Consider the following 25,427-nt stretch of genomic DNA (forward strand, 5'->3'; position numbering starts at 1 on the left):
CCACCGTAAGCCTGACTCGTCCGAGCCCATAGAGATGTTTCCGACCGACCTTCTGTCCCTGGCCGAGGACGTTGTCGCCCGTGCCCGCGCCGGCGGCGTCATGCTGGCGACGGCCGAAAGCTGCACCGGCGGACTGGTTGCGGCCGCCCTGACGTCGGTGGCAGGTTCCTCGGCCGTGCTGGAGCAGGGTGTGGTGACCTATTCCAATGAGGCCAAGACGCGGCTGCTGGACGTTCCGCCTGCCCTACTGGAGGCCCACGGGGCTGTCTCGCGCCCTGTCGCCGAGTCGATGGCCGCCGGCGCCCGCAGTCGCGCAGGCGTGGACGTCGCTGTGTCGGTGACCGGTATCGCCGGCCCCGGCGGAGGCTCGGCGGACAAGCCCGTCGGACTGGTCCACTTCGGGCTCGCGGGGCCGGGGGGCGTGCGACATGTCGAGCGTCGCTTTGCCGAGGCGGATCGTCAGGCCATCCGGCTGGCCGCCACACAGCAGGCGCTTGAGATGTTGCGGGACGCCCTGTCGTGACGGTCGTCGATGCGCGAGGTCACCGCTGCCCGGTGCCGAGCCTCAGGCTGGCCAAAGCGCTTGAGACGGCCCGTCCCGGTGACACGATCCGCCTGCTGGCCACGGATCCGATGGCCCGCATCGACGTGCCCCACATGCTGGCTGATGGGCCGCACCGGGTCCTGACCGTTCAGGACGTCGAGAGCGGGCTTGAGATTACTGTTGAGACCGGCGCCGCGCCGTCAGACTGACGACCTTTGGGGTTTGCGTCAGCGCCTCTTCCGCCTCGAGGATCAGGGCCTCGTCGCGGGCGCGCTTGTCGTTTTCCATCTCGGTGGCGAAGGCGCCGCCATAGAAGATGGCATTCACGTTCCACGACAGCCAGATCAGCAGCACCACGACCGCACCGACCGAGCCGTAGGTGGCGCCCAACACCGCGATCTGCTCGACATAGATGGCGCAGAGCCATGACGAGATCATCGACAGGAGGGTGGCGATTACCCCGCCGGTAATGGCCGGCCGCCAGGCCACGCGCGACTTGTGCGACATGGCATAGCGGTAGAGCAGCGTCAGGCCGAACGACAGACCGATAGCGGGCAGCAACACATCCATCGGCATATAGCCGCCCGTGACCTCCTCACCCGTGCCAACGGCATCCGCGTGGGACATCAGGCGGGCCGTGACGACCGCGCCCGACACGACGGTGAACAGGCCGAAAGCGAACAGGGCCACGAAAAAGGCCAGCAGATTGAACTTCAGAAAGCCGTGCGGCTCGGCCTCATCATGGATCAGGTTCAGACCCGCCAGCAGGGCCTTGAACCCCCGGTGCGCCGCATAGGCACCGATGACGAGGGCGAAGGCGCTCTGGGTCGAGACCGTCCGCGCCGAGGCATTGGTCAGGCGGGTGATTTCCTCAAGAAAGATGGCGCGCGCGGCCGTCGGCATGACGTCGGCAAGGGCCGTGGCCTGGGCGCTGACCTCGCTGATCGACAGACCCACCTTGTACAGGCCGATCAGAATCGCCACCGCCGGGAACACGGCCAGCAGGGCAAAGAAGGAGACGCCGCCCGTGTAGAGCATGACGTCACGACCCCAGCTGCGGGCAAAGGCACGGCCTGACAATCGAAGCCAGAAGCCTGCCCGGCTCCAGGGAGTGTCCGTTTTCAAGATCAATCTCTCGGTGACCCGCTCAGCGGCAATCCGGCGCGAAACTAGACTTTTTTGTGACTTTGCAAACCCTCTTCCCCCAGGAGGTCCCGGAACCGGTTGCGAGAGCGACGGGGGGCTGTCTATGGTCACGCCCTGTCGGGCTGCGCTCCGGGGCAGGATTCGGGGCTGAAGGGGGCGAACCGTCTTGGATTTCGATCCGCGTATTCTGGTCGTTGCCGAGGAAGATTCCGAGGCTGACGCCCTGTGTCGACTTCTGGACGGTGAAGGCTGGACCACCATCACCGCCTCCACGCCCGAGGCTGCCGAAATCGTGCTGGAAGACTTTCCGATCGAGGCGACCATCCTGCTGGGCGGCGACGGCGATGTTGCAGCGGTCGCGACGCGACTGAAGGACCTTGCTTCGCCCCGCTATCTGGCGGTCATCGCCCTGATGACGCGAGCCGCCAGTGCAGCCGAGGTCGAGGCGGTGGATCTGGCCATGACGGCGCCGGCGCACCCCGTGCAGCTGCGCATCCGTCTGGAACAGCTGGTCCGGGCGGCCTTGGCCGAAGAAGAGCTCAACCTTCGAATCGAGACCTTCCGCCAGAACGCCCAGCCCATCGATGTCCCTCCCGTGGACGCCCCGGTCCGGATCCTGGCGGCCGGCAAGCCCGACCGGCGATTCCTCGCCCTGTCCAATGCCCTGACCGAGGACGGGGCGGAAGTCGTGGCGGCCCCCACCCCCTACACTGCCTTTGACTATCTGCACGAGAGCCCGTTCGACGCGGCCGTCCTCTGGGGCGCCGAAGACCAGGCGCCGGCCCTGTCCATCGCGTCAGGAATGAAAAGAAATACAAGACTCTACCACATTCCTGTGATGCTCTACCTGAGCCGTGGGGCCGAGATCGACGCGTCCGACCTGTATGGTCGGGGCTTTGCCGACGTGGCCGCAGCCGATACCGAAGAGCATGAAACGGCCCGGCGCCTGTTGGCCATGGCGCGATTCCATCGGCGCCAGATCGGCGTCCGTCGGGCCCTGGAATCGGTGCGCGGGTCCGGGCTGACTGATCCGGACACCGGGCTGTTCACCCGGGACCTGTTCGCCCTGCATCTCGGCCGGGTGAGCGAGGCCGCCCGAGAGCGTAGACGCCCCCTGTCGGTCTGTGTGCTGAAGGTCTCGATGACGCCGGCGGTCGAGGAGGCCCGCAGGGACGGCTGGCTGTCCCGCGCCCTGCCCCAGATCGGCACCATGGTCTCGCGACTGATCCGGACCGAGGACACAGCAGCCCGTCTGTCGAGTGAGGTCTTCGCGCTGGCCCTGCCCGGCACGACCGAAGCCCACGCCCGAATTGCCGCCCAGCGGATCGTGGCCGTCATCGGCTGCACGGCCTTCGAGGCCGGCCCCGGGCGTTCGCCCTTCGTGGTCGACTTCGAACTGGGCGTGGCCGAGCAGCAGCCGGGCGAAGCCCCTGCGCGCGCGCTCGAACGCGCCTCGGCGGCGCTCGCGTCAGAGAGCGCGCGGGCCGCCGGCTGACGCCTGGCTCTCCGGTACTAGCTTTCCAGGGCCGCCACCGTGGCCAGCGAGTCGGTGATCCGTTCGGCGGCCTTCAGGCGCGCCTCGGCATCGGCCCACTCGCCCATGACCACGATCTTCTGGTCCGGCCGCAGCTTCCACACCCCGGTGTTCTTCTGGATCAGGCCGACCAGTCCGAGCGGATTGGGGAAGGCATTGTTGCGTAGCGTCAGCACCGCGCCCTTGGGTCCCATGTCGATCCGCTCGATCTGCGCCTTGCGGCACGACGCCTTGATCCCGACGATGCGCAGCAGTTGCTGCGCCTCGTCCGGCAGCGGGCCGAACCGGTCGATCAATTCAGCGGCCAGGGCCTCGCGATCCTCGCCGCGCTCGGCATCCGACAGGCGCCGATAGAGGCTGAGGCGCAGGTTCAGGTCAGGCACATAACTCTCGGGAATGAGGACGGCAGCGCCCACATTGATGGTGGGAGACCAGTCGCGATCCCGCGCGTCGCCGCCCTGCTCGCGCAGTTCGGCCACGGCGTCTTCCAGCATCTGCTGGTACAGTTCGACACCGACCTCGCGGATGTGGCCGGACTGTTCGTCGCCCAGCAGATTGCCGCCGCCGCGCTGGTCGAGGTCGTGACTGGCCAGCTGGAAGCCCGCACCCAGATTGTCCAGCGACTGCAGCACCTGCAGACGGCGCTCGGCCGACAGGCTGAGCGGCCGGTTCGGGTCCGTCGTCAGATAGGCAAAGGCACGCGCCTTGGACCGACCGATCCGCCCGCGGATCTGGTGCAGCTGCGCCAGGCCGAACATGTCGGCCCGGTGCACGACCAGGGTGTTGGCCGTGGGGATATCCAGCCCGCTCTCGACGATGGTGGTGGACAGCAGCACGTCATACTCGCCCTCATAGAAGGCGCTCATCACGGCCTCGAGCTGGGTCGGGGACATCTGGCCATGGCCGACCACGGCCTTCACCTCGGGCACCTGCTGGCGCAGGAATTGCTCGATGTCGGGCAGGTCCGCCAGCCGCGGCGCGACATAATAGGCCTGACCGCCCCGGTACTTCTCGCGCAGCAGGGCCTCGCGCACCATGACCGGGTCCCAGGGCGCGACATAGGTCCGGACGGCCAGACGGTCGACCGGCGGCGTGGCGATGATCGACATCTCGCGGATGCCGGATAGGGCCATTTGCAGGGTGCGCGGGATAGGCGTCGCGGTCAGCGTCAGCAGGTGCACATCGGCCCGCAGGCTCTTGAGCTTCTCCTTGTGCTTGACGCCGAAATGCTGCTCCTCGTCAACGATCACCAGGCCGAGGTCCTTGAAGCCGACCTGCTCGGACAGCACCGCATGGGTGCCGACCACGATCTCGAAGGTACCGTCCTTCAGGCCCGCGCGGGTCTCGGAGGCATCCCTGGCTGTCACCATGCGCGACAGGTGGCGCACCGTGATCGGCCAGCCGACGAACCGCTCGCTGAAGGTCTTGAAGTGCTGGCGGGCCAGAAGCGTTGTCGGGCAGACGACCGCCACCTGCTGACCGGTCATGGCGACCACGAAGGCGGCCCGCAGCGCCACCTCGGTCTTGCCGAAGCCCACGTCGCCACAGATCAGCCGGTCCATGGGCGTGCCCTTGGCCAGATCGGACAGGACGTCGCCGATGGCGTTCAGCTGGTCGTCGGTTTCCTCATAGGGGAAGCGCGCACAGAATTCGTCGAACAGACCCTGCGGCGGCGTGACCACATCGCTTTCGCGCAGCGCCCGCTTGGCCGCCAGGGCGATGAGGCCCTCGGCCATCTCGCGCAGGCGCGCCTTGGCCTTGGCCTTGCGGCCCTGCCAGCCTGCTCCGCCCAGCCGGTCCAGTTGCACGCCCTCGGCCTCGGCCCCGTAGCGCGTCAGCAGGTCGATGTTCTCGACCGGCAGATACAGCTTGGAGTCGCCGGCATAGGCCAGCTCGAGGCAGTCGTGAGGGGCATCCTGGATGTCGAGCGTGCGCAGCCCTTCATAGCGCCCGATGCCGTGGTCGAGGTGCACCACCAGGTCGCCGGTGGTCAGGGCCGAGGCCTCGGCGAGGAAGTTGGAGGCCCGCCGCTTGCGCCGGGGCCGGGCCAGCCGGTCGCCCAGAATGTCGGTCTCGGTGATGACGACCAGATCATCGGTCTCGAACCCGGTTTCGACGGGCAGGATGGCGCGTAGATAGAGGGCGTCGGTGGCGGCCTGCACATCGTCCCAGTCCCGCACAGGGACGACCGGATTCAGGCCGTGATCCGACAGCATGGAGGCCAGCCGTTCCGACGACCCCTCGGTCCAGGACGCAAACAGGACCTTGCGCCCGGCCTCGCGGCGGCTGCGGGCATAGGCGGCGACCGCCTCGAACAGATTGACGCTGTCCTGCGCCCGCTCGGCGGCAAAGGACCGGCCCAGCCGCCCGCCGGCGTCTTCTCCGGGCCCGGTCAGCGGGCTGAGCTGGACGACGGCGCGATCCGCCAGCGCCGAGGTCCAGTCGTCCGGCGAGAGATACAGGGCATCCGGCGGCAGGGCGCGTCCGCTCTGGGCGCTGCGGCCTGCCGCGCTCTGGGCGGCTTCGCGCCGCGCGTCAAAGGCATCGACCGTCAGGTCCCAGCGTTCACCCCGGGCCTGATCGGCCTGGCTGTCCAGATAGATGACCGCATCGGCTGGCAGGTAGTCGAACAGGGTCTCGAGCCGCGGGTAGAGCAGCGGCAGCCAGTGCTCCAGTCCCTGACGGCGGGCCCCCTCGCTGACGGCGGCATACAGGGGGTCGTCCCCCGCCGTGCCGAAGCGCTCCAGATAGCCGGTGCGAAAGCGCGAGATAGCCTCGGCGTTCAGAAGGGCCTCGGACACCGGCGCCAGCTGCACGGAGGTCAGCTGGCCGGTCGACCGCTGCGAGGCCGGGTCAAAGGTCCGGATCGACTCCAGTTCCTGGCCGAACATGTCGAGGCGCACGGGTTCGTCGAACCCGGGTGGATAGACGTCGATCACGCCGCCGCGCACCGCATATTCGCCCCGCTCGGAGACGGTCGAGGCGCGCACATAGCCGTTGGTCGCGAAATAGGCCTCGAGTGCGGCCGTATCGAGCTCTCGCCCGACATGGGTCTCGAAGCCGGCGCTGGCGGTCACATCGCGCGGCGGCATCCGCTGCATGGCGGCCGCGACCGTGGCCACGATCAGGCGCGGTCGATCCGGTGTGCTGCCCTGGGCCAGCGTGCTGAGGGCGGCCATGCGCTGCGCCGACACCGACGACGAGGGACTCAGCCGGTCATAGGGCAGACAGTCCCACGCCGGATAGTTGAGGATCTCGATCCCGTCCGCGAAAAAGCCGGTTGCGTCGATGAACCGGGCGGCACGGGAGGCGTCGCGCGCCACGAACAGCGCCGTCCGGCCGGGCGCCAGCCGCTCGGCAATGCGCAGCGCGTCGAGGCCTTCCGGGGCGCCGGTCAGGGGGGTGTGGGCGGACGACTGCCCCATCAACCGATTCCCCGCGCGACCTCGGCCGACACGGACTCGGCGACAAACCGGCGGATGCGGTCCATCAACGGCCCCTCCCACTCGGGGGGCGTGGACGTCGAGCCCTTGATCCAGCCGTAGAGCGCGTGGTCATCCTCATCCAGAAGGGCCTCGAACTGCGTCAGTTCCGCCTCGTCCAGCTTGGGCGCGATCTGGTCCGAGAACGGGCCGAGGATCATGTCGGCCTCGCGAAAGCCCCGGCGCCAGGCGCGAAAGCGGATACGGTTCAGCCGGGTGGTCAGTTCGGCACGTGCGATGTCTTCGGCCACAAGAATTCTTGCCCGGTCAAAAGGAGTGGAGCCGTGTCAGATAGCGGTCGTCTGTCCATTTCGCCACCCGTCGCGGATCGCTATCGTGACGCACCATGCGGCCCGAGATTCTTTTCCCCCTGTTCGTGCCCGTCGAAAGCCTGAAGGGCGTGGGCCCCCGGCTGGCCCCGGCCGTGCATCGTCTGGCCGGGCCGCTGGTCCGTGACCTGCTGTTCCTCGCACCCTCGGGCCTGATCCGGCGCCGCGAGATGACGGCCCTGGCCGCGGTCGAGGGAGAGATCGGCATCTTCGATCTGGTCATGGGCGGCCTGACCAAACCGGGGCGTCCAGGCCTGCCGTTCAAGGTGCGGGCCAATGACCAGAGCGGCTTTCTCACCCTGATCTGGTTCGGCGGGTCGGAGGCCTGGATCCGGCGCCAGTGCCCCGAGGGCGAGCGCAGGATCGTCAGCGGCAAGGTCGAGAAATTCAATGACCTGGTCCAGATACCTCACCCCGACTATGTGCTCGCTCCCGACAAGCGGGACGAGATCGTGCCGGTTGAGCCGGTCTATCCGGCCACCCAGGGCCTGAGCTCGAGACAGGTCCGCCGGCTGGTGCTCACGGCGCTGGAAAGCCTGCCCCATCTGCCTGAATGGCAGGACCCGGCCTGGCTGGCCAAACAGGCCTGGCCCTCTTGGTCCGAGGCGATGACGGTCCTGCATGCGCCCGGAGGCGAGCACGATCTGGACCCGCAGGCCCCGGCCCGGGCGCGACTGGCCTTTGACGAATTACTCGCCCACCAGTTGGCGCTGGCCCGCCGCCGGCGCACGCGGCAAGCGGTCCGGGCGCCGCGCCTCGCCCCCGGACAAGGGGCTGAACGCCTGCTCTCCGCCCTGCCCTTCACCCTGACCGGTGCCCAGCAGCGCGCCGTTGCCGACATCCGGCGCGACCTTGCCAGCGGCGAACAGATGGCGCGCCTGCTGCAGGGCGATGTCGGCTCGGGCAAGACGGCCGTCGCCGCCCTCGCCCTCGCCGACGCGGTCGACAGCGGCTTTCAGGCGGCCCTGATGGCCCCGACCGACATCCTGGCACGTCAGCACCACGAGCGGCTGACGCCCCTGTTCGCCGAGGCGGGCATCCAGTGTGCCCTGCTGACCGGTCGCGATCCGGCCAGCGTGAGGCGCCCGGTGCTGGAGGGGCTGGCCGGTGGCCGCCTGCCGGTCGTGATCGGCACCCACGCCCTGTTCCAGGACAGCGTGGCCTTCCATCGCCTCGGTCTGGCGGTGATCGACGAACAGCACCGGTTCGGGGTGCGCGAGCGCCAGCGCCTGCTGGACAAGGGCGGGCCCGACGGCGGCGTGCATCTGCTGACCATGTCGGCCACGCCGATCCCCCGCACGCTGGAACTGACCCAGTATGGCGAGCTGGATGTGTCCCGGCTCGATGAAAAGCCCCCCGGCCGTCGGCCGATCCGCACGGCCGTCCTGCCTCTGGACCGTCTGGCCGAGGTCGCCACCCGGCTGAAAGCCGCCATTGAGGCCGGGGCGCAGGCCTACTGGATCTGTCCCCTGATCGAGGAGTCCGAGACCGTCGATCTGGCCGCGGCGGAAAAGCGGGCCCGCGACCTGTCCCGCCTGATGGGCCGGCCGGTCGGACTGGTCCACGGGCGTATGGCGGGGCCGGAACGCGAAACCGTCATGCAGTCTTTCCTGGACGGGCATACGCCGCTGCTGGTGGCGACCACGGTCGTCGAGGTGGGCGTGGATGTGCCCAATGCCACCCTGATGGTCATCGAGCATGCCGAGCGCTTCGGCCTGGCGCAAATGCACCAGCTGCGCGGTCGGATCGGCCGGTCCGACAAGCCCAGCGCCTGCACCCTGCTCTATGCCGCGTCGGACACAGGGCTCGGCAAGACAGCTGTCGAGCGGTTGGACATCCTGCGCCAGACCGAGGACGGGTTCGAGATCGCCGAGGCCGACTTCCGCATCCGGGGAGGGGGCGATCCGCTGGGGCTGAAGCAGAGCGGCTTTCCCGCCTATCGCTTTGCCGACCCCACCGCCCACGCCAGCCTCATCCGCGCGGCTGCCGACGACGCCCGCCTGATCCTGGGCCGCGACCCGGCGCTGACGTCAGAGCGCGGTCAGGCGGTTCAGGTGCTCGAGGCGCTGTTCGACTGGCGTGCCTCGCGGCCCTCGGGCGACTGATCGCGCGCACTGCCCTGCCCGTTGAGGCGCAGCCACAGGGCCAGACGTTCCTGAACATCGTGTTCAATATCGCCATAGAACAGATTGTATGGGCGAGATTTCCGGCGATCCGACCAGTTGCCGGACTCGCGGAAGGACTCCATGGACGGCTCGCTGTGCCGCAGCAGGCCATCGCGGCATTCGGTCTCGACGCTCCGGGCGATCAGGGCGGGGCGGGCGCCCCATTCCAGGCCGGTGGCATTGGTGGCGCCGCGATGCAGGCGAGCGGGTACCTCGGCCTCATCCGTCGAGCCGGTCACCGGATTGACACACAGGGCGTCCCGGTCCCCCAGATCCGCCAGCCGTCCCCGGACGTCCCAGACCAGCGCCCGGCGCAGCCGCCGTCGGGCGGCGCCGTCGTTGTCCTGCCCGACCGGCGAGAAGGCGACGACACAGCCCAGCTGTTCACGGCTTTGGCACGGCGGCAGCGAGGGCGTCTCGGGCGCTTTCGCGACCACGGCATCCATGATGTAGACCGCCACGACGCGGCGCCGCAGGGCCGGATCACTGACAATGCGCTCGCGCACCAGCCGGTCGGCCAGCTCGCCGCCCTGTTCCAGTCCGGCGATGACGATCGGACCCGTCGGATGCTGTGCGAGAAACACATCGAAGGCGGCATCGATATCCCTCCAGGCAAAGGCCCGGGCCTCGCGTGCGTCATCGCGGAGGGTCAGCCGGGTGTAGAGGCTGCCCTGCCGGTATCGGGGAATACTCAGCCGCCCCGCCCGCGCGAAAGGGCCCGCATAGTTCGGGATGACCACGCGAAACAGCCAGTCATCGGCATCCACCTCGCCGATCGGGCCGTTCCACTCGCGCCCTCCGTCATAGGTGGTCGAATGGATGAAGAAGACGGCGGCCGGTCCCGAGCCCTCGATGCCGACATCCTGCATCGCCCAGGCCGAGGCCTGCCCATAGTCGGGCGCCGGCGGCGGATCATAGGTCTGGAATGGCACCTCGGGGTCCATGCCGGCCTGCAGGATGTCTCCCCGCCAGACGGCAGCGGCAGCCACGATCAGGAACACCAGGGCAAAGCCGGCATAGCCGAGCAGGGACCGGAAGCTGATCGCGCGACGGCTCATCGCCAGGGGTCGTCCGTCGCCAGATAGGACTGGACGTAGCGACGAACGCCTTCTTCCAGCGGCGTCGACTGCCCGTCGAAGCCCAGCTCGCGAACCCGGTCCATGCGGGCCTGGGTGAAATACTGGTACCGGTCCCGGATCACCTCGGGCATGTCGATATAGGTGATCTGAGGTTCCTTGCCGACCGCAGCGAACGTCGCCCGCGCCAGATCGGCGAACGAGCGGGCCTGGCCCGATCCGGCGTTGAAGATGCCCGAAACCTCATCGCTGGCCAGCAGCCAGTCGACCACATCGACCACGTCATCGACGAACACGAAGTCGCGCAGCTGGCCGCCGTCCGCATAGTTCGGGTGATGCGAGCGGAACAGCTGGACCGGCTCTCCGGCCTGCACCTTCGGCCAGATCTGGGCGACGACCGACTTCATCCCGCCCTTGTGATACTCGTTCGGGCCATAGACGTTGAAGAACTTCAGCCCCGCCCATTGCTCGGGCGAGTGGCCGCGCGCGGCCTGCCGGGTCGCATACAGGTCGAACAGGTATTTCGAATAACCATAAGCATTTAGGGGTCGAAGTTTCTGCAACGACTCAAAGTCGTCGTCGTCATCGAAGCCCAGCTTGCCATCGCCATAGGTCGCCGCCGACGAGGCGTAGACCAGCCGCACGCCCTTGCGGCAGCACCAGTCCCACAGGTCGCGCGACAGGGCGAAATTGGTCTTCAGAATCAGGTCGGCATCCGGCTCGGTCGTGGATGAAATGGCGCCCATGTGCACCACGGCCTCGATGCTGTCGGCATGGGCTTCCAGCCGGTCGAACATCTGCTCCGGCCACCAGAAATCGGCGATCGGGTGCTTGGCCAGGTTCTTCCACTTGGCAAGATCCGCCTCCTCCATGCGGTCGCATACGACCACATCGTACCGGTCTTCCGCGCACAGGCGGGCCACGATGTTGGAGCCGATGAAGCCGGCCCCGCCGGTCACCACGATCATGCGGCGCATTACTGGCCCTCGTCCTTTGACAGTTTCTCGATCGTCGCCGTGGTGGAATGTCCGGGCGAGAATTCCGCCAGACGGACCTCGCCGCCCCAGGACTCGACCTCGGCCGCCCCGACCACGGTGTCACGCGTATAGTCCGCGCCCTTGATCAGGACATCGGGGCGCAGGGCCTTGATCAGGTCCAGAGGCGTCTCGGTATCAAAGGCCGTTACGCGGTCCACGCTGGCCAGGCCGCCGATCACCGCCGCCCGACTGTCCAGATCATTGACGGGCCGGCCCTCGCCCTTCAGCCGCCGCACCGAGGCATCGGTGTTGAGGGCCACGATCAACCGGTCGCACCAGGCCCGGGCCTGCGCCAGATAGGCCACATGCCCCCGGTGCAGGATGTCGAAACAGCCATTGGTGAAACCGACCTTCAGCCCGGCAGCTTTCCACAGTTCGACCTGATCGGCGAGGGCCTCGACCGGCACGATCCGGCCGTGATCGATGTCCATGGCGCCGGTCAGCTCGGCTTCCAGCAGCTCGGCCGGGGTAACCGTCGCCGTGCCGCTCTTTCCGACCACCACGCCCGACGCAAGGATGGCAAAGCCCGCCGCAGCCGACAGGTCATGGCCCGCCGCCAACGCCAGCCCCAAGGCCGCCAGCCCCGTATCCCCGGCCCCGGACACGTCGAACACCTCCCGCGCCCGGGCGGGGATATGCTGCACCGATCCGCCCCGCCGCAGCAGGGACATGCCCTTGCCCGCGCGGGTCACCACCACGGCACGGGCGGTCGTCTGCTCAAGCAGCGCCGCCAGCGCCCGCTCGACCTCGGCATCCGTGTCGGTCGGCAGGCCGGTCGCGCCGGCCAGTTCGGCGGCATTGGGCTTGATCAGATCGACGGCGCCGTAGCGCGCGAAATCCCGGCCCTTGGGGTCGACGATCACCGGCACACCGGCCGTCTTGGCATGGGCCAGTGCCGCGGCGATCAGCGCATCGCTGACCACCCCCTTGGCATAGTCCGAGATCAGGATGGCGTGGGCGCCGTCGAACACCCCCTCGCCAACCCAGGCGGTATCGAGGGACTCTTCCTCGTCAAGGCGCAGCAGTTGCTGTCCCGCGGCCACATAGCGCGTCTTGACCACGGTCCGTGCCTCCGGGGCATAGAGGACGGCATCGGTCAGACCGGGCTCTTCGGCCAGCAGGCCGGCCAGCACCCGGCCCTCGCCATCATCCCCCGCGACGGAGCCGAGGGTGACGCGCGCGCCCAGCGAGGCCAGGTTGCGGGCCACATTGCCCACACCGCCCGGCATGGAAACCGATCGGCGCGTGCGCAGCACGGGCACCGGCGCTTCGGGCGAGATGCGGCTGACCTCGCCATAGACGAACCGGTCCAGCATGATGTCGCCCACGCAGGCGAGGGTCAGGGACGGGGCCCGGGCAAGCAGGCTTTGAAGACCGGCGAGGTTCATGGTCTGGAGCTATCCCACCGTACCGGACACGTCCAGTCGTCGACCGGCTCAGGCCCCGCCCTTGATACCCTGGGCGATGACCAGATCGTCGAAGGCGATCAGCTGGGCGGCCAGCGCCTCGAACTGGTCGAGCGGCACCATATTGGGCCCGTCCGACGGAGCGTTGTCGGGATCCTGATGGGTTTCCATGAAGACGGCATCCACACCGACCGACACGGCCGCCCGACCGAGGATCGGCACGAATTCGCGCTGGCCGCCCGAGGACGTCCCCTGCCCGCCCGGCTGCTGCACACTGTGGGTCGCGTCGAACACGACCGGACAGCCGATCTCGCGCAGCGTCGGCAGGGCCCGCATGTCAGACACCAGGGTGTTGTAGCCAAAGCTGGCCCCGCGTTCGCAGGCCATGACATTCGGATTGCCCGCGCCCGTGACCTTGGCGATCACATTTTTCATGTCCCAGGGCGCAAGGAACTGGCCCTTCTTGATGTTGATCGCCTTGCCCGTGGCGGCGGCCGCCAGCAGCAGGTCCGTCTGGCGGCACAGGAAGGCCGGAATCTGCAGGACGTCGACGGCCTGGGCCGCCTCGGTGCACTGGGCCTCGGAATGGACGTCGGTCAGTACCGGCAGGCCGATGGTCTCGCGAATCTCGGCAAAGATCGGCAGCGACTCCGCCAGGCCCAGCCCGCGCGCGGCGCTGGCCGAGGTCCGGTTCGCCTTGTCGAAACTGGTCTTGTAGATGATGCCGACATTCAGCCGCTCGCCGATCTCGGCCAAGGCCCCGGCCATTTCCAGGGCATGCTGCCGGCTTTCCAGCTGACAGGGGCCGGCGATGAAGACGATCCGTCGCCCCCCGCCGATGGTGACCGGGCGCTTCAGCCCGTCCTTGATTTCGATGACGCTGTTCGGACGGCTCACTTTATTCGATTTCCCGAGACTGTATTTGGGGCACCAGACGGGGCCATTGGCGTTGGCCCCTGCACCAGACTTGAGGCCATGTGGGGGCGATGCGTGCTGAATAACAGGTTTTTCCCGGAGGTGCGCGCGTGAGTGACGATCCGTCGCCTGTCGTTGTCTGGTTTCGGCGCGATCTCAGACTGCGCGACAACCCGGCCCTCCGCGAGGCCGTCGAGAGCGGCTGCCCCGTGGTGCCGCTCTATATCCACGATGAGCCAGCCGACGGCCGGCCGCTGGGCGGGGCTTCGAAATGGTGGCTGGAAAAGAGCCTGCAGGCGCTCGGGGAAGATCTGAAACAGGCCGGGGCGCCCCTGATCCTCCGCCGGGGCCCTGCCGAGGCCGTGCTCCGCGACGTACTCAAGGAGGCCGGCGCCCGCCGGGTCTTCATGAACCGTCGATTCGAGCCTGCGGCCTTCGAGGCCGACAAGGACATTGCCCACGCGCTGGAGGCGGACGACATCCAGTGCCGCGGCTTCAACGCCTCGCTGCTGGCCCGGCCGGGCTCCATCACCACCCAGTCCGGCGGGCCGTACAAGGTCTTCACCCCCTTCTACCGGGCGCTTGTCGAACAACTGGGCGACCCGATCGAACGCCCGGCCCCTCGGGAAATCCGGGGCTTCAGCGGTGTCGACTCCGAGGCGCTGGAGGACTGGTGCCTGTACGACGGCCGCACGGACTGGGCCGCCGGGTTCGACGCGGATGCAGTCGGCGAGGCGGCGGCGGCCCGCCGCCTGCGGGACTTTATCGATAAAGACCTCAAGGACTACGGCACCTGCCGTGACCGCCCCGGAGTCGCCGGCACCAGCCGCCTGTCCCCCGCGCTCCACTGGGGCGAGATCAGTCCCTGGCGGGTCTGGATCGAGGTCCGCTCGGCGGTGTCCGACGGCAAGGTCACCGACAGTCAGGCCGAGGCCTTCCTGCGCGAGATCGGCTGGCGCGAATTCTCCGCCCACCTGCTGCACCAGTTCCCCACGCTGCCCAGCTCCAACTTCCAGGACAAGTTCGACGACTTTCCGTGGGCGACGAACGACACGGCGCTGGAGGCCTGGCAGAAGGGCCTGACCGGCTATCCCATGGTCGATGCCGGTATGCGCCAGCTGTGGGCCACCGGCTGGATGCACAACCGCGTGCGGATGGTCGTCGCCTCCTTCCTCGTCAAACACCTGCGCATCGACTGGCGAGAGGGCGAGGCCTGGTTCTGGGACACCCTCGTCGACGCCGATCTGGCCAGCAATTCGCAAAATTGGCAGTGGGTTGCCGGATCCGGGGCCGATGCCGCTCCGTACTTCCGCATATTCAATCCGGTGTCCCAGGGCACCAAGTTCGATGCGGAGGGACGCTATGTTCGCAAATGGGTGCCGGAATTGGCCCGAATGCCCGACCGCTGGCTGCATAACCCGTGGGACGCCCCGCCGGAGGTCCGCGCCGATGCCGGGGTCCAGCTGGGCCGCAACTATCCCCGCCCCATCGTCGATCACGCCGAGGCGCGAGACGCCGCGCTCGAGGCCTTCAAGAGTCTGGGCAAGGAGTCGTAGAATGCCGGCCTTCGCACTCTGCTTCGGAGGTCAGTAATGACGGCGATGACCCTGGGTGATCTTCGGGCCCCGGCCCACGCCCCGCGCGGCTTTGGCCTGTTCCTCAAGCTCCTGGCGGCCAACTGGACCTGGGGGCGGCTGACGCTGAAGCTGCCTGACGGGCAGATGCACGAACTGGTCGGCAAGGTCCCCGGCCGCAGCGCCGTGCTCGAGATTCGGGACTACGCCATCGCGCGCCGGGTTCTGGCCAATGGCGATATCGGCTTTGCCGAAGGCTATATGGCGGGCGACTGGGAAAGCCCTGATCTGGCCGTCCTGCTGGAGGTGCTGGTCGAGAACTACGACCACATCCAGCGCCTGTTCAACGGCGCCCTGCCGATGAAGATCTTCAACTGGTTCAGCCACCGTCTGCGGCGCAACAGCCGCCGGGGCGCGCGCAAGAACATCCACGCCCACTACGATCTGGGCAACGAATTCTACGCCGCCTGGCTGGACGAGACGATGACATATTCCTCGGCCCGCTTCGTCGGGCGGGACGAGGCGCTGGATGCGGCCCAGACCCGCAAGTACGAGAACCTGGCCCGCATGATGGACCTTCAGGCCGGACAGTCCGTGCTCGAGATCGGGTGCGGATGGGGTGGCTTTGCCGAATATGCGGCCCGCGAGGTCGGCGCCCGGGTCACCGGCATCACCATCTCGCAGGAACAGCACGACTTCGCCCGCGAGCGCATGCAGCGCGCAGGCCTGTCCGACCGGGTCAGCATCGAACTGGTCGACTACCGCGACGTCGCCGGGCGGTTCGACCGCGTGGCCTCGATCGAAATGTTCGAGGCGGTCGGTCGCGAGTACTGGCCCACCTATTTCAGCAAGATCGCCGAGGTGCTGAACCCGGGCGGCCGGGCCGCGCTCCAGATCATCACCATCCAGGACGCCCTGTTCGACGAATATGCGGTCCGCACCGACTTCATCCAGAAATACATCTTCCCCGGCGGCATGTTGCCCAGCGAGGATCGGCTGAGGCCCGTCGTCGAGGCCGCGAGTCTCGCCTGGCAGGCGGTCGAGCGCTTCGGTCAGGACTATGCCGATACCCTGGCGGCCTGGGACCGCCGGTTCCACGCCAGCTGGCCCGACATCCAGCGAATGAAGGGCTTTGACGAGCGTTTCCGCCGCATGTGGCACTTCTACCTGGGCTACTGCGAAGCGGGTTTCCGCAGCGGGCGCACCGATGTGATCCAGCTGGCCCTGAACCGGAGCTGATCGGGTGCCGCCGCTGATCGACGCCACGGAGCTCAGCGCGCTGATGGCGGCGCAGCCCGTGAAGCTGGTCGATGCCGGCTGGCGACTGGACGGCACGGATACCCGGGCCCGGTACCGCGCCGCCCATATCCCGGGCGCCGTCTTCCTCGATCTCGAGGCGGTCTCGGATCCGGCCTCTCCCCTGCCCCACACCCTGCCCGATGCCGAGGCCTTCGGTCAGGCGATGGGGGCGCTCGGCCTGTCGGAGGCCGACACCATCGTCGTCTATGAGGCGGGCCCGATGTTCTCCGCCCCCCGGGCGTGGTGGATGCTCAGGACCTTCGGCGCCCGGGATGTCCGGGTTCTGAACGGCGGTCTCCGAGCCTGGGTCGAGGCGGGCGGCAAGACGGTCTCCGGCGATGCCACGCCCGCGCCGACCCGTTTCAACGCCCGGCTCGACCCTGACGCCCTTGTGGGGCTGGAGGACGTTCGCACCGCGCTGCAGTCCGGGGATACGTCTGTGCTGGATGCCCGGGGTCCTGCCCGCTTCTGGGGGGACAGTCCCGAGCCCCGGCCGGGCGTCCGGCCCGGACACATGCCCGGCGCCGTCAACCTCCCCTACGCCGATCTGGTGGATCCGCAGGGTCGGCTGAGGTCTGCGGTCGACCTCGAGGCCCGCTTCCGCGCGGCTGGTCTGCACGAGACTGCCGTGCCGGTCACCACCTGTGGCTCGGGCGTGACCGCCGCCATCCTCGTGCTGGCCCTGACCGTGTTGGGACGATCGGCCCGTCTCTATGACGGCAGCTGGGCCGAATGGGGGAGCCACGCAGACACCCCCGTCCAGACCGGCTGATCCTCAGGACGTCGGCGGCGCGACGGGCTCGGGCCCCGCGACCGAGGCGGGAATGTCCTTCTCGCCGCGCGAGACCACGGTGGCGGCGACCAGATCCCCGGTCACGTTGAGCGTGGTCCGGCACATGTCCAGGAAGCGGTCGACGCCGAGGATCAGGCCGATCCCCTCGGCCGGCACGCCGACCATGACCAGGATCAGGGCGATGACCGGCAGGGAGCCGGCGGGCACACCGGCCGTGCCGATCCCGCCGAGGATGCAGACCAGCATCACCACCAGCTGTTGCTGGATCGTCAGGTCGATGCCGAAGAACTGGGCGAGGAACAACACCGTCACCCCCTCGAACAGGGCCGTGCCGTTCTGGTTGGCGGTGGCACCCACGGTCAGCACGAAGCGCGAGATGCGCTTCGGCAGGTTCAGCTCTTCCTCGGCCGCCTTGATGGCGATCGGCAGGGTGGCGTTCGACGAGGCCGTCGAGAAGGCCACCACGAAGGGCTCGCGAACGCCCCGGGCGAACTTCAGCGGGCTCATGCCGCCGAAGATCATGACCAGCAGCGGATAGACGATGAACATGTGGATCGCCATGGCCCCCACAGCCACGCCGGCATAGGCGCCCAGCCGGATCAGCAGGTCCCAGCCGAACACGGCGGCTAAGTTGAACATCAGCGCGGCAATGGCGATCGGCGCCAGTTTGATGACGGCGTTGATCAGCTTCATCATCACTTCCAGCAGCCCCTGCAGGGTCTCCTGCAGCTGATCGGTGGCCTTGGACTTGGCCATGACCAGGCCGATGCCGAAGATCAGCGCGAACACCATGACCGGCAGAATCTGGTTCTCAGCGGCGGCGGTGATCACGTTCGACGGGATCATGTCGAGGAAGAACTGGCCCGCCTCGATGCTCTGGGGCGCATTGCCGACGATGGCGGCGGCGCCGTCCGCGCCGTCCTCCAGCAGCTGCGCGGCCAGGGTCGGGTCAACCCCGGCGCCCGGCTCGAAGAAGTTCACCATGCCCAGACCGATAGCCACCGCAATGGCCGAGACCATGATGGTGAAGGCCAGCGTCTTGAAGCCGACCCGGCCCAGCGACTTCAGGTCGCCCATTTCGGCCACGCCGACGGCCAGTGCCGAGAACAGTAGCGGGATGACCAGCATGAACAGCAGGCGCAGGAAGATCTGGCCGACCGCCTGGATCAGCTCCATCACCCGCGGATCGACGACCAGCCCGTTCAGGTTGACGAACAGGCCCCCGCCCAGCCCCACGGCAAAGCCGAGCAGCATCCATAGATAGAGCGGTACCCCGCCACGCTTGGTCGTTTCCATAGGTCCCCCCGGGGTGTCCGTTCTGGTCGTTTATCGAATCGGCAGGCCGTAGATCAGCCCTGACGGCGTCGCGTTCCACTGTGCATTGAGCCCGCGCGCAAGGTCCAGCGCCGAATCTGATCCCAGATTGCGCCCGAAAATTTCGCCATAGTTTCCGACGGCGGCGATCGCCTGATACGCCCAGCGATCCGACAGACCCAGCCGCGTGCCGAACTCGCCCTCCACGCCCAGCAGACGCCGGATGCGCGGGTCGCGGGCCTCCTTGGCCTGATCGGCGACCGTGTCGCGGGTCACGCCGTATTCCTCGGCCAGGATCAGGGCGTTCAGCGTCCAGCGCACCACCCGGGTCCAGTGCGGATCATCGCGACGCACGATCGGGCCCAGCGGCTCCTTGGAGATCACATCCGGCAGGATCGCGTGCTGCTCGGGGCTGGCCAGGGTCGTGCGGGCCGCCGCCAGCGCCGACACATCGGCCGTGAAGGCATCGCAGCGCTCCTCGGCATAGGCGCGGCGAGCCTCTTCCTCGGTCGGCACGACGACCGGCTCATACTCCAGCCCCCGCAGGCGGAAATAGTCGGCAAGGTTCAGCTGCGAGGTCGATTCCGCCTGCACACAGATGCGCGCGCCGTTCAGCTCGGTCGCGCTGGCGAGGTTGAGCGAGCGCCGGACCATGAAGCCCTGCCCGTCGTAATAGTTGGTGCCGGCGAAGCTGACGTCCTCGGTGACGTCGCGGTCCATGGTCCAGCTGGTGTTGCGCCACACCACATCGACCCGCCCCTGACGCAGGGCCTCGAACCTCTGCCCGGTCGTCAGCGGCACGAACCGCACGGCATCCGGATTGTTGAAGATGGCGGCCGCCATGGCCCGGCAGAAGTCGACGTCGAACCCGCGCCACTGTCCCCGGTTGTCGGTATAGGCAAAGCCGACCAGCCCCTCGTGGACGCCACAGTTGAGGCGCCCCCGCCGACGCACCGCGGCCAGGGTCGGTCCGATGGTGCCCGGAGCCGTCGCCTCGACCGGCGGCAGACCATCCAGCTCGCCATCCGGCTGTCCGGTCGGCTCATCCTTGTTCCCGCAGGCAGCCAGAACCAGCACGGCCACAAGGGCGGCGCTGCCGGCCAGGCTCCTTCCGATGATGGACGATACGCTACGCGCCATGCCGCCTATAGACGGCATCCGCCCCGCCTTCGCAACCGCCGGGCAGTGGGAAAGGCCAGGATTGGCGCGCCCTGCAGGATTCGAACCTGCGACCGTCCGCTTAGAAGACGGGGCGATTTTTCAGGACTTCAACGCCTTGGCTGTAAAACCGTGCTGCAACGGCCCCCAGCATGGCGGCCCGGGAGAGGCGCCTGTAAAACCTGGACGCCTGATCGCAGCGTCGGAATGGCGGCACCGCTATGCCTTGTGAGGTGACGACGCTGCCGAACCGCGGCCGCGCCATCGTCTGCGGCTCAAGACGACGGCAGCGCTGTGCCTGCGGCAATCTCTCGACCCGGCTCTGCGACTGGAAGGTGCCCGGCCGACGCAGCGGCACCTGCGACAAGCCGCTCTGCAGGCAGTGCACCCACGAGCCCGCCCCGGACAAAGACCTCTGCCCGAACCACGCGGCCGAGTGGAAAGCCATGCAGGAGGGTGCACGGTGAGCCTGTCTCGTCGATTGGTATGGCGCTGGATCACGGGCGACGGAGAGCAGGCTGAGGCACCGAAGTACGGCGTCGCCACCGTCTCAGACTACCGGTGGATGACGCTTCACGTGCTAGGGCCGAGGCGGCTCGTCTGCATAGAGACTGACTGCAACATGATCGGCGTAGTCGTAGTGAGGGCATCGAAGCAGGATCGGACCAAGCTTCGTATGGTGGAGGAGCGGTTTCGCCCGATCACCGTGCTCTGGCGCTACGAACGCCTCAGACTTCGGGACAAAGCCATGATCGCCATGCAGTGGACCAGAGATTTCGCGCGACGCCCGATCAAACCCTAGTCGTCGTTCGCCGGCGTTGTCGGCCGGGGGTGGCCGATCGGGAGACGGATCGACGGATTAGGCCGGGCCGACGGCGCGATCGTGCGGTCGATGGTGAGGCTGGCGACGAAGGTGTGGCCGCACTCGAGGTCTGAGCATTGGAAGCGCAGCTCCTTGAACAGCGGCGTCAGTTCCTTGGAGCTGCGTACCTTGGCGGGCGCCCGACAGTGCGGGCATTTGGTCTGGATGTGGCTTCCGAAGCGCCGCCCGGCCTCCTTGAAGGCCGCGGGCTGGTGATCACTGGAAAACCGGCCACCGCTCGAGGCGGCCGCGCTGGGCATGTCCTGCATATTTGACCCCGACTTTGCCCCTGCAGACGTCATAACAGAAACCTTCCCTTTCGTCAGAATAAAAGAACCGTGAGTTATGGCGGCGGGCGGGCTTCAGCCCGAGGATGAACCGGAGCCGCCGAGCTCGAGGTTCAGTGTCGTGGTCAGGCCGCCATTGCCGGTCAGGCTGTGCCGCGTCTCGACGATCAGCCAGTCGGCCGCGTCGATCTGTGGCTTCCAGCCGGACAGCGAGAGTTTCTGCTCGGGGAACAGGTCCGGCCGGCCTCGGGCGAGATTGAGATTGAAGCGTGCGCCGGCGCGCGACTGGCGCTTGAACGTCGACTCGGCCGCGCGGCGGGCCGTGCGCTCCGATCCGTAGATCCTGCCGAGCCGCTTCGGGTTGTCGGCCGAGCCGACCAGGACCTCCTTGCGCGTCGCGGCCGACCGGTCCTGCCAGATGGCGATGACGCCGGAATAGCTGTCGCGCTCGGCGGCTTCCCAATCGTGCCGGTCGCCGTCGCTGCGCGTCAGCGACGCCGGCGGAATGGGGGTGCCGCCCGGGGTCTCGCCCGAGCCAACGGCTGCGAACAGCAGGCGGCGGGCCTTGACGGTGGCGACCGCGTCATGGAGCCGCCCCAGACGCGCTAGGAAGGCGCTGTCGCTCTCCCGGTCCTGATCCAGGTGCGCGACCTCGATCGATGCCTTGTCGGCCGCGACGATGGCCTGCAGGCCGTTTCTGCCGGCGACGTCGGTCAGCACCTGGCCGAGGGTGGTTTCGGTCCAGGTCTGTGTGCGGCGGGTGCGGAAGGCCCGGGTCAGGTCGGCCGACCGGGCCTTGATCGTCAGACGATCGGGCGTGCCGGAGTGCCGACGCGCATCGACCTTGAAGATGCCCTTGTCGATCAGGGTGGTCGAACCGCCGTCGACCAAGTCGCGCCAGCCCAGCTTGAGCGAGATCTCGGCACCGGGCGAGGGAATGGCCACCCGGCCGTCGGCATCGTCCAGGACGATCTCGAGCTCGTCGGCGTCTGTGCCCCGCCGTTCCGAGAGGCCGAGGCTGATCAGGCGCGGATAAACGTCGCCGCTGATGCTCTTTCCGTCGACGACCAGGTCATAGGCGGCCTGGCGATGAACATAGCCGGGGGCGGTCACGTCACGGACTCGGCCGGCGCGTCCTGTCCTTCCGGATCCTGCATGCGCCGCAGTTGCAGGCTGAAGTCGGTCTGGAGGGCGATGCCGCCCGCCATGAAGTTGCCCTTGCCCTCGTCGAGCCCTTCGATGACGAAGGCGCCGTAGACGAAGCCCTCCCCGTCGACGAGGGTCCAGGCCTGGCCGGTGTCAGCCATGGCCGCCAGCTCCTCGAGCGCGTCCTTGCGGCCGATCTGCCCGGGCGCCAGGATCCCGGAGATCTCGATCAGATCATCGCCCGGCCCGGCGAACTGGCCGGCCGCCCGGGCGTTGACGCGCTCGTTGGTCGGATGACGCCAGGTGCGGCGGCGGCGCAGCTTGTCGAACAGGGCGCTGTCGATCGAGAAACCGAACATCCCCAGCGACATCAGCATGGCGACATCAGACATCAGGCCTCTCCATAGTCCGGGTCATCCGACAGGCTGGACAGGTCCGGCTTGCGGAGCAGCTCGACCACGCGACGGGCGAGCGCATCTACATCCTCGCCCGGCCGCTGGTTAATCGTGAGATTGAGGGTGCCGATCGCAGGAGTGTCCGGGGGCCGGGCGCCAGACGCGCTCGCGGTCGACGGGCGAGCCGACAACCGAGGGCCGGTGTCGAACGTCGGGCGCGCGAGCGCCGACACGCCCCGCGTGCCATCGATGTCCCCTCCTCTGACGCCCGGCATGCTGACGGCGCCTGCGGCGATCAGGGCCGCAGCCGCGCCGGCCATGACGCCGGCCGGCCCTCGCCTGTTCTGGCCGAGGCCGAGGGTGAAGCCGGACATGACGTCCCGGCCGACGTTCATCATGACGCGAGACGGCGAGCGGGTTTGGGTGACGCGCCGGGTCGTAGCCTCGGGCACGCGGGCGACCTCTGCCGTCGCGGCCTGGACGTCAGCTCGCCTGCCCCGGATGCCTTGTGTGAAGCCGTTGACGGCGTCGGCCCCGGCCTTCAGCAGCTTGCCCGGCAACTCGCTGAGCCAGTTCCAAAGATCCTTGAACACGGCCTTGAAGTCGTCGAGCGGATTGTATTTGCGGATGACCGCCTTCATCGCGTCGATGCCCGTCGAGACGGCACCCTTCACCTTGTCCCAGAGACCGGTGACGAATTCGGAGATTGGGCCCCAGTTGTTGACGACGAAGGCGAGCGGCGCGAAGCGCATCAGCAGACCGCCGATGGCATCGAGGCCGGTCTGAACGGCCGCCTTGTAGCGACCCCAGACCTCCAGCAGGAAGCCGGAGATCGCGTCCCAATTGCGGACGATAAAGCCGAGAGGCGTGAAACGCATGAGGCCATCGCCGATCAGCGACAGGCCCTTTCCGACGGCCTTGTTTGCACCTTCCCAGACCCCGCCGAGGAAGCCGGTAACGGCGGACCACGCCTTTCGGACCCACGGCATGGGTGAGAACCGGACCAGCAGGTATTTGGCGTAGTCGAGGCCGAGGCCCACCAGCTCGCCGGCCAGAGTCCACAGTGCCGACAGGAAGCCGACGATCGGCTGCCAGTTGCGGATGACGAAGCCGAGCGGGGTGAAGTTGAGGATGTAGGCCTTGATCAGGCTAAGCCCGCCGCTGACCGTGCGGGTGATGCCGTCCCACAGGCCCCTGAGCCACGGCCCGATCCGACCCCAATTCCGGTAGATCACATAGGCGACCAAGGCGACCGCAGCGGCGATGGCCACGGCAATCCAGAGCATGGGGTTCGCCAGAAGGGCTGAGTTGAAGCCGAGCGTGGCCCATCTGGCGTTCTTGAGGCCGGTTACCAGTGGCCCGAAGAGAAGACCTGTCTGCGTCATGGCCAGCCGCATCAAGGCGAACGGGCCGAGGACCGCGGCTACCGCTAAGGCCAAGCCGCCGAAGACGATGAGGCCGGCGGCCAGGACGCCGACGACACCCAGCACCGCGCCGGTCACGCCAGGATGGCGCTCGGCAAAGGCCGCTAGGGCATCGGTTGCTTTGCCGAAGGCGTCGGAGGCCGCGTCGATCGTCGGCTTGAGGCGATTGCCGAGAATAGTGGCTAGGCGGTTTCCCTTGTTCCCGGCGATGGTCCAGCGCGACGCCGAGGTATCGGTGGCGCGATTGAACTCCGTGGTCATTGCCCCAGCGTAAAGACTGGCATCGCCGACGGCCCTGAGATTCTGTTCGACGAGGCCAATCTGTGACAGCATGGGTGCGATGGCGGCGACGCTCTCAGTGCCGAACAGATTCGAGAGGATCGACAGCTGCCGCTCCTGGGGTAGCCTCGCGACAGCCTGAAGAACGCTGGTGATGGCCCCTTCGGCGTCGGTCTGCATGCGCTTGGCCATTGTGGATGCGTCGAGGCCGAGGGAGGCAAAGGCTTCGCGCTGCTTTTTCGTGGCGGCCTCACCCCGTGTAAGGCCGAGGAGGAGGTTCTTAATACCGGTCGCACCCACCTCAGCTTCGACCCCGACCTTGTTCATGACCTGCGCCAGAGCAGCCAGCACGGAACCGGATGCGCCAGCAACGTCGGCCAGCGGGCCCACCCGGGTAATCATGTTCGACACTTCAGCGGCGTTACCGCCATAGGTGTTGGTCAGGTAGTTCACCTGGTCAGCAAGCGTGATGACCTCCTTCTGTGTGAGGCCCAGCGCCGCCCTCCAGGTGGCCATCATCGTGCCTGCATCCTCGGAGCTGATGTCGAAAGCCACGCCCATCTTTGCAGCGGCCTCGGCGTAAGCGAGCAGATCCTGGCGTGCGACACCGGCCCGCGCGCCCTGAGCGACCAAACCCGCCAGTTCGCCCGAAGTGACAGGCAATCGCCCCGACAGGTTGAGGATATCCCGCTCCATTTCCGCAAATGCTTTAGGGGTCGGGAAGTCGACGACCTTCAGCACCTCGGCCATGGATTCTTCGAAGGCCATCGCAGAGCGACCCGACATCACCAGCGGCGCCGCCACAGCACCACCCGCCGCCAGCGAGGACATGCCGGCGCCCTGCATGGTGCCGGCCAGCTGCTGGGTCTTGTCGTACTGGGCACGCGCCCCCGCGAGCCGCTTCTGCCGCTCCGTCACCGCATCCAGTCGCCGGGCCTGTTCCTGAAGGGCATCGTTCGCCTTGGCCAGGTCACGCTCCAGCCTCAGCTCATGGGCGCCGAGCGCCTTGGTGGACACGCCCGCGGCCTTGAGCTTTTCGTCCAGATCCCGGAGGCCCTGGACGTGGGAGGCCTGGCGCTGTTCCAGCGTCTTCACCTTGTTGGTCGCGGCCTCGAACGCCTTGGTGAGCTGGCGCGTCGGCTTTTCGGTCGTATCCATGGCCTTGCCGAGCCGCTCGGCCTCGGCCTTGGCAGCGCTGAGCGAGGTGCGGACTTCAGTCAGGCCGACCTTCATGGCCTTGTAGGCGGCGACGTCCTTGGTCG

The 25,427-nt window shown here is 67.8% G+C and carries 21 protein-coding genes; 8 read left to right on the forward strand and 13 right to left on the reverse strand.

Features of this window, described 5'->3' with window-relative positions:
- Positions 1-34: 34 nt before the first annotated feature.
- Positions 35-523 carry a CinA family protein gene (locus J7346_RS03330; protein WP_209117741.1) on the forward strand — a complete coding sequence of 163 codons (489 nt, stop codon included), beginning with the start codon at positions 35-37 and terminating at the stop codon, positions 521-523.
- Complete coding sequence (locus tag J7346_RS03335; protein WP_209117743.1) at positions 520-753, forward strand: sulfurtransferase TusA family protein; 234 nt, start codon at positions 520-522, stop codon at positions 751-753. Before J7346_RS03330 ends, J7346_RS03335 begins: the two co-directional genes overlap by 4 nt.
- Here J7346_RS03335 and J7346_RS03340 read toward each other — a convergent pair.
- Positions 719-1,669 carry a YihY/virulence factor BrkB family protein gene (locus J7346_RS03340; protein ID WP_245157603.1) on the reverse strand — a complete coding sequence of 317 codons (951 nt, stop codon included), beginning with the start codon at positions 1,667-1,669 and terminating at the stop codon, positions 719-721. The two genes, J7346_RS03335 and J7346_RS03340, sit on opposite strands and share 35 nt — an antisense overlap.
- Positions 1,670-1,856: 187 nt before the next feature.
- Here J7346_RS03340 and J7346_RS03345 point away from each other — a divergent pair, with 187 nt between their 5' ends.
- Positions 1,857-3,185, forward strand: a complete 1,329-nt coding sequence (locus tag J7346_RS03345; RefSeq protein WP_209117745.1) for a diguanylate cyclase — start codon at positions 1,857-1,859, stop codon at positions 3,183-3,185.
- A gap of 17 nt (positions 3,186-3,202) precedes the next feature.
- Here J7346_RS03345 and mfd read toward each other — a convergent pair whose 3' ends face one another.
- Positions 3,203-6,649 carry a transcription-repair coupling factor gene (gene mfd / locus J7346_RS03350; protein ID WP_209117747.1) on the reverse strand — a complete coding sequence of 1,149 codons (3,447 nt, stop codon included), beginning with the start codon at positions 6,647-6,649 and terminating at the stop codon, positions 3,203-3,205.
- Positions 6,649-6,957 (reverse strand): succinate dehydrogenase assembly factor 2, encoded by a 309-nt coding sequence (locus tag J7346_RS03355; RefSeq protein WP_209117749.1) that lies wholly within the window; start codon positions 6,955-6,957, stop codon positions 6,649-6,651. Before J7346_RS03355 ends, mfd begins: the two co-directional genes overlap by 1 nt.
- A gap of 95 nt (positions 6,958-7,052) precedes the next feature.
- Between J7346_RS03355 and recG the strand changes: the two genes are divergently transcribed.
- Positions 7,053-9,140: an ATP-dependent DNA helicase RecG gene (recG, locus tag J7346_RS03360; RefSeq protein ID WP_209117750.1), complete on the forward strand. Its 2,088-nt coding sequence runs from the start codon at positions 7,053-7,055 to the stop codon at positions 9,138-9,140.
- Here the strand turns inward: recG and J7346_RS03365 are convergent.
- From J7346_RS03365 to kdsA, 4 genes are read right to left on the reverse strand one after another with little or no spacing between them, the layout of a single operon-like run.
- Positions 9,086-10,258, reverse strand: coding sequence for a DUF3089 domain-containing protein (locus tag J7346_RS03365; protein ID WP_209117752.1), 1,173 nt, complete (start codon positions 10,256-10,258; stop codon positions 9,086-9,088). The genes recG and J7346_RS03365 overlap by 55 nt on opposite strands.
- Positions 10,255-11,244, reverse strand: coding sequence for an ADP-glyceromanno-heptose 6-epimerase (rfaD, locus tag J7346_RS03370; protein WP_209118056.1), 990 nt, complete (start codon positions 11,242-11,244; stop codon positions 10,255-10,257). The genes J7346_RS03365 and rfaD overlap by 4 nt, the downstream gene beginning before the upstream one ends.
- A gap of 8 nt (positions 11,245-11,252) precedes the next feature.
- The gene (rfaE2, locus tag J7346_RS03375; protein WP_209117754.1) at positions 11,253-12,701 is read right to left on the reverse strand and encodes a D-glycero-beta-D-manno-heptose 1-phosphate adenylyltransferase; all 1,449 of its coding nucleotides are present in this window, start codon (positions 12,699-12,701) and stop codon (positions 11,253-11,255) included.
- Positions 12,702-12,749: 48 nt separating this feature from the next.
- Positions 12,750-13,616 carry a 3-deoxy-8-phosphooctulonate synthase gene (kdsA, locus tag J7346_RS03380; protein ID WP_209117756.1) on the reverse strand — a complete coding sequence of 289 codons (867 nt, stop codon included), beginning with the start codon at positions 13,614-13,616 and terminating at the stop codon, positions 12,750-12,752.
- Between the two features lie 128 nt (positions 13,617-13,744).
- Between kdsA and J7346_RS03385 the strand changes: the two genes are divergently transcribed.
- The 3 genes from J7346_RS03385 to sseA are packed head-to-tail and all read left to right on the forward strand — an operon-like array spanning position 13,745 to position 17,279.
- Entirely contained in the window at positions 13,745-15,190 is a 1,446-nt protein-coding gene (locus tag J7346_RS03385) for a deoxyribodipyrimidine photo-lyase (protein WP_209117758.1), read from the forward strand.
- A 45-nt stretch (positions 15,191-15,235) separates the two neighbouring features.
- Positions 15,236-16,447, forward strand: a complete 1,212-nt coding sequence (locus tag J7346_RS03390) for a cyclopropane-fatty-acyl-phospholipid synthase family protein (protein WP_245157634.1) — start codon at positions 15,236-15,238, stop codon at positions 16,445-16,447.
- A gap of 4 nt (positions 16,448-16,451) precedes the next feature.
- Positions 16,452-17,279: a 3-mercaptopyruvate sulfurtransferase gene (sseA, locus tag J7346_RS03395; protein ID WP_348521441.1), complete on the forward strand. Its 828-nt coding sequence runs from the start codon at positions 16,452-16,454 to the stop codon at positions 17,277-17,279.
- Positions 17,280-17,282: 3 nt separating this feature from the next.
- Here sseA and J7346_RS03400 read toward each other — a convergent pair whose 3' ends face one another.
- Together J7346_RS03400 and J7346_RS03405 are read right to left on the reverse strand one after the other, a co-directional pair.
- Positions 17,283-18,596 (reverse strand): dicarboxylate/amino acid:cation symporter, encoded by a 1,314-nt coding sequence (locus tag J7346_RS03400; RefSeq protein WP_209117762.1) that lies wholly within the window; start codon positions 18,594-18,596, stop codon positions 17,283-17,285.
- A gap of 30 nt (positions 18,597-18,626) precedes the next feature.
- Entirely contained in the window at positions 18,627-19,754 is a 1,128-nt protein-coding gene (locus tag J7346_RS03405; protein WP_209117764.1) for an amino acid ABC transporter substrate-binding protein, read from the reverse strand.
- A 481-nt stretch (positions 19,755-20,235) separates the two neighbouring features.
- Here J7346_RS03405 and J7346_RS03410 point away from each other — a divergent pair, with 481 nt between their 5' ends.
- Positions 20,236-20,574, forward strand: coding sequence for a hypothetical protein (locus J7346_RS03410; RefSeq protein ID WP_209117766.1), 339 nt, complete (start codon positions 20,236-20,238; stop codon positions 20,572-20,574).
- On the opposite strand, the gene J7346_RS03415 is transcribed toward J7346_RS03410, so the two are convergent.
- The 4 genes from J7346_RS03415 to J7346_RS03430 all read right to left on the reverse strand — a co-directional run bounded on the left by J7346_RS03415 (position 20,571) and on the right by J7346_RS03430 (position 25,398).
- Positions 20,571-20,903 (reverse strand): ogr/Delta-like zinc finger family protein, encoded by a 333-nt coding sequence (locus J7346_RS03415; protein WP_209117768.1) that lies wholly within the window; start codon positions 20,901-20,903, stop codon positions 20,571-20,573. The genes J7346_RS03410 and J7346_RS03415 overlap by 4 nt on opposite strands.
- A 93-nt stretch (positions 20,904-20,996) precedes the next feature.
- Positions 20,997-22,034: a contractile injection system protein, VgrG/Pvc8 family gene (locus J7346_RS03420; RefSeq protein WP_348521442.1), complete on the reverse strand. Its 1,038-nt coding sequence runs from the start codon at positions 22,032-22,034 to the stop codon at positions 20,997-20,999.
- On the reverse strand, positions 22,031-22,459 hold the full coding sequence (locus J7346_RS03425; RefSeq protein WP_245157604.1) for a phage tail protein: 429 nt from the start codon (positions 22,457-22,459) through the stop codon (positions 22,031-22,033). The genes J7346_RS03420 and J7346_RS03425 overlap by 4 nt, the downstream gene beginning before the upstream one ends.
- On the reverse strand, positions 22,459-25,398 hold the full coding sequence (locus J7346_RS03430) for a phage tail tape measure protein (RefSeq protein ID WP_209117770.1): 2,940 nt from the start codon (positions 25,396-25,398) through the stop codon (positions 22,459-22,461). The genes J7346_RS03425 and J7346_RS03430 overlap by 1 nt, the downstream gene beginning before the upstream one ends.
- Positions 25,399-25,427: the final 29 nt, after the last annotated feature.

It is taken from the genome of Brevundimonas sp. A19_0 (assembly GCF_017744255.1).
Taxonomy (GTDB): domain Bacteria; phylum Pseudomonadota; class Alphaproteobacteria; order Caulobacterales; family Caulobacteraceae; genus Brevundimonas.

Excerpts from the sequence above, each read along its gene's own strand:
- J7346_RS03330 (WP_209117741.1), top strand. The coding sequence starts at position 35 with ATGTTTCCGACCGACCTTCTGTCCCTGGCCGAGGACGTTGTCGCCCGT.
- mfd (WP_209117747.1), bottom strand. The coding sequence starts at position 6,649 with ATGGGGCAGTCGTCCGCCCACACCCCCCTGACCGGCGCCCCGGAAGGC.
- recG (WP_209117750.1), top strand. The coding sequence starts at position 7,053 with ATGCGGCCCGAGATTCTTTTCCCCCTGTTCGTGCCCGTCGAAAGCCTG.
- J7346_RS03365 (WP_209117752.1), bottom strand. The coding sequence starts at position 10,258 with ATGAGCCGTCGCGCGATCAGCTTCCGGTCCCTGCTCGGCTATGCCGGC.
- rfaD (WP_209118056.1), bottom strand. The coding sequence starts at position 11,244 with ATGATCGTGGTGACCGGCGGGGCCGGCTTCATCGGCTCCAACATCGTG.
- rfaE2 (WP_209117754.1), bottom strand. The coding sequence starts at position 12,701 with ATGAACCTCGCCGGTCTTCAAAGCCTGCTTGCCCGGGCCCCGTCCCTG.
- J7346_RS03390 (WP_245157634.1), top strand. The coding sequence starts at position 15,236 with ATGACCCTGGGTGATCTTCGGGCCCCGGCCCACGCCCCGCGCGGCTTT.
- J7346_RS03400 (WP_209117762.1), bottom strand. The coding sequence starts at position 18,596 with ATGGAAACGACCAAGCGTGGCGGGGTACCGCTCTATCTATGGATGCTG.
- J7346_RS03405 (WP_209117764.1), bottom strand. The coding sequence starts at position 19,754 with ATGGCGCGTAGCGTATCGTCCATCATCGGAAGGAGCCTGGCCGGCAGC.
- J7346_RS03415 (WP_209117768.1), bottom strand. The coding sequence starts at position 20,903 with ATGCAGGACATGCCCAGCGCGGCCGCCTCGAGCGGTGGCCGGTTTTCC.
- J7346_RS03425 (WP_245157604.1), bottom strand. The coding sequence starts at position 22,459 with ATGTCTGATGTCGCCATGCTGATGTCGCTGGGGATGTTCGGTTTCTCG.
- J7346_RS03430 (WP_209117770.1), bottom strand. The coding sequence starts at position 25,398 with ATGAAGGTCGGCCTGACTGAAGTCCGCACCTCGCTCAGCGCTGCCAAG.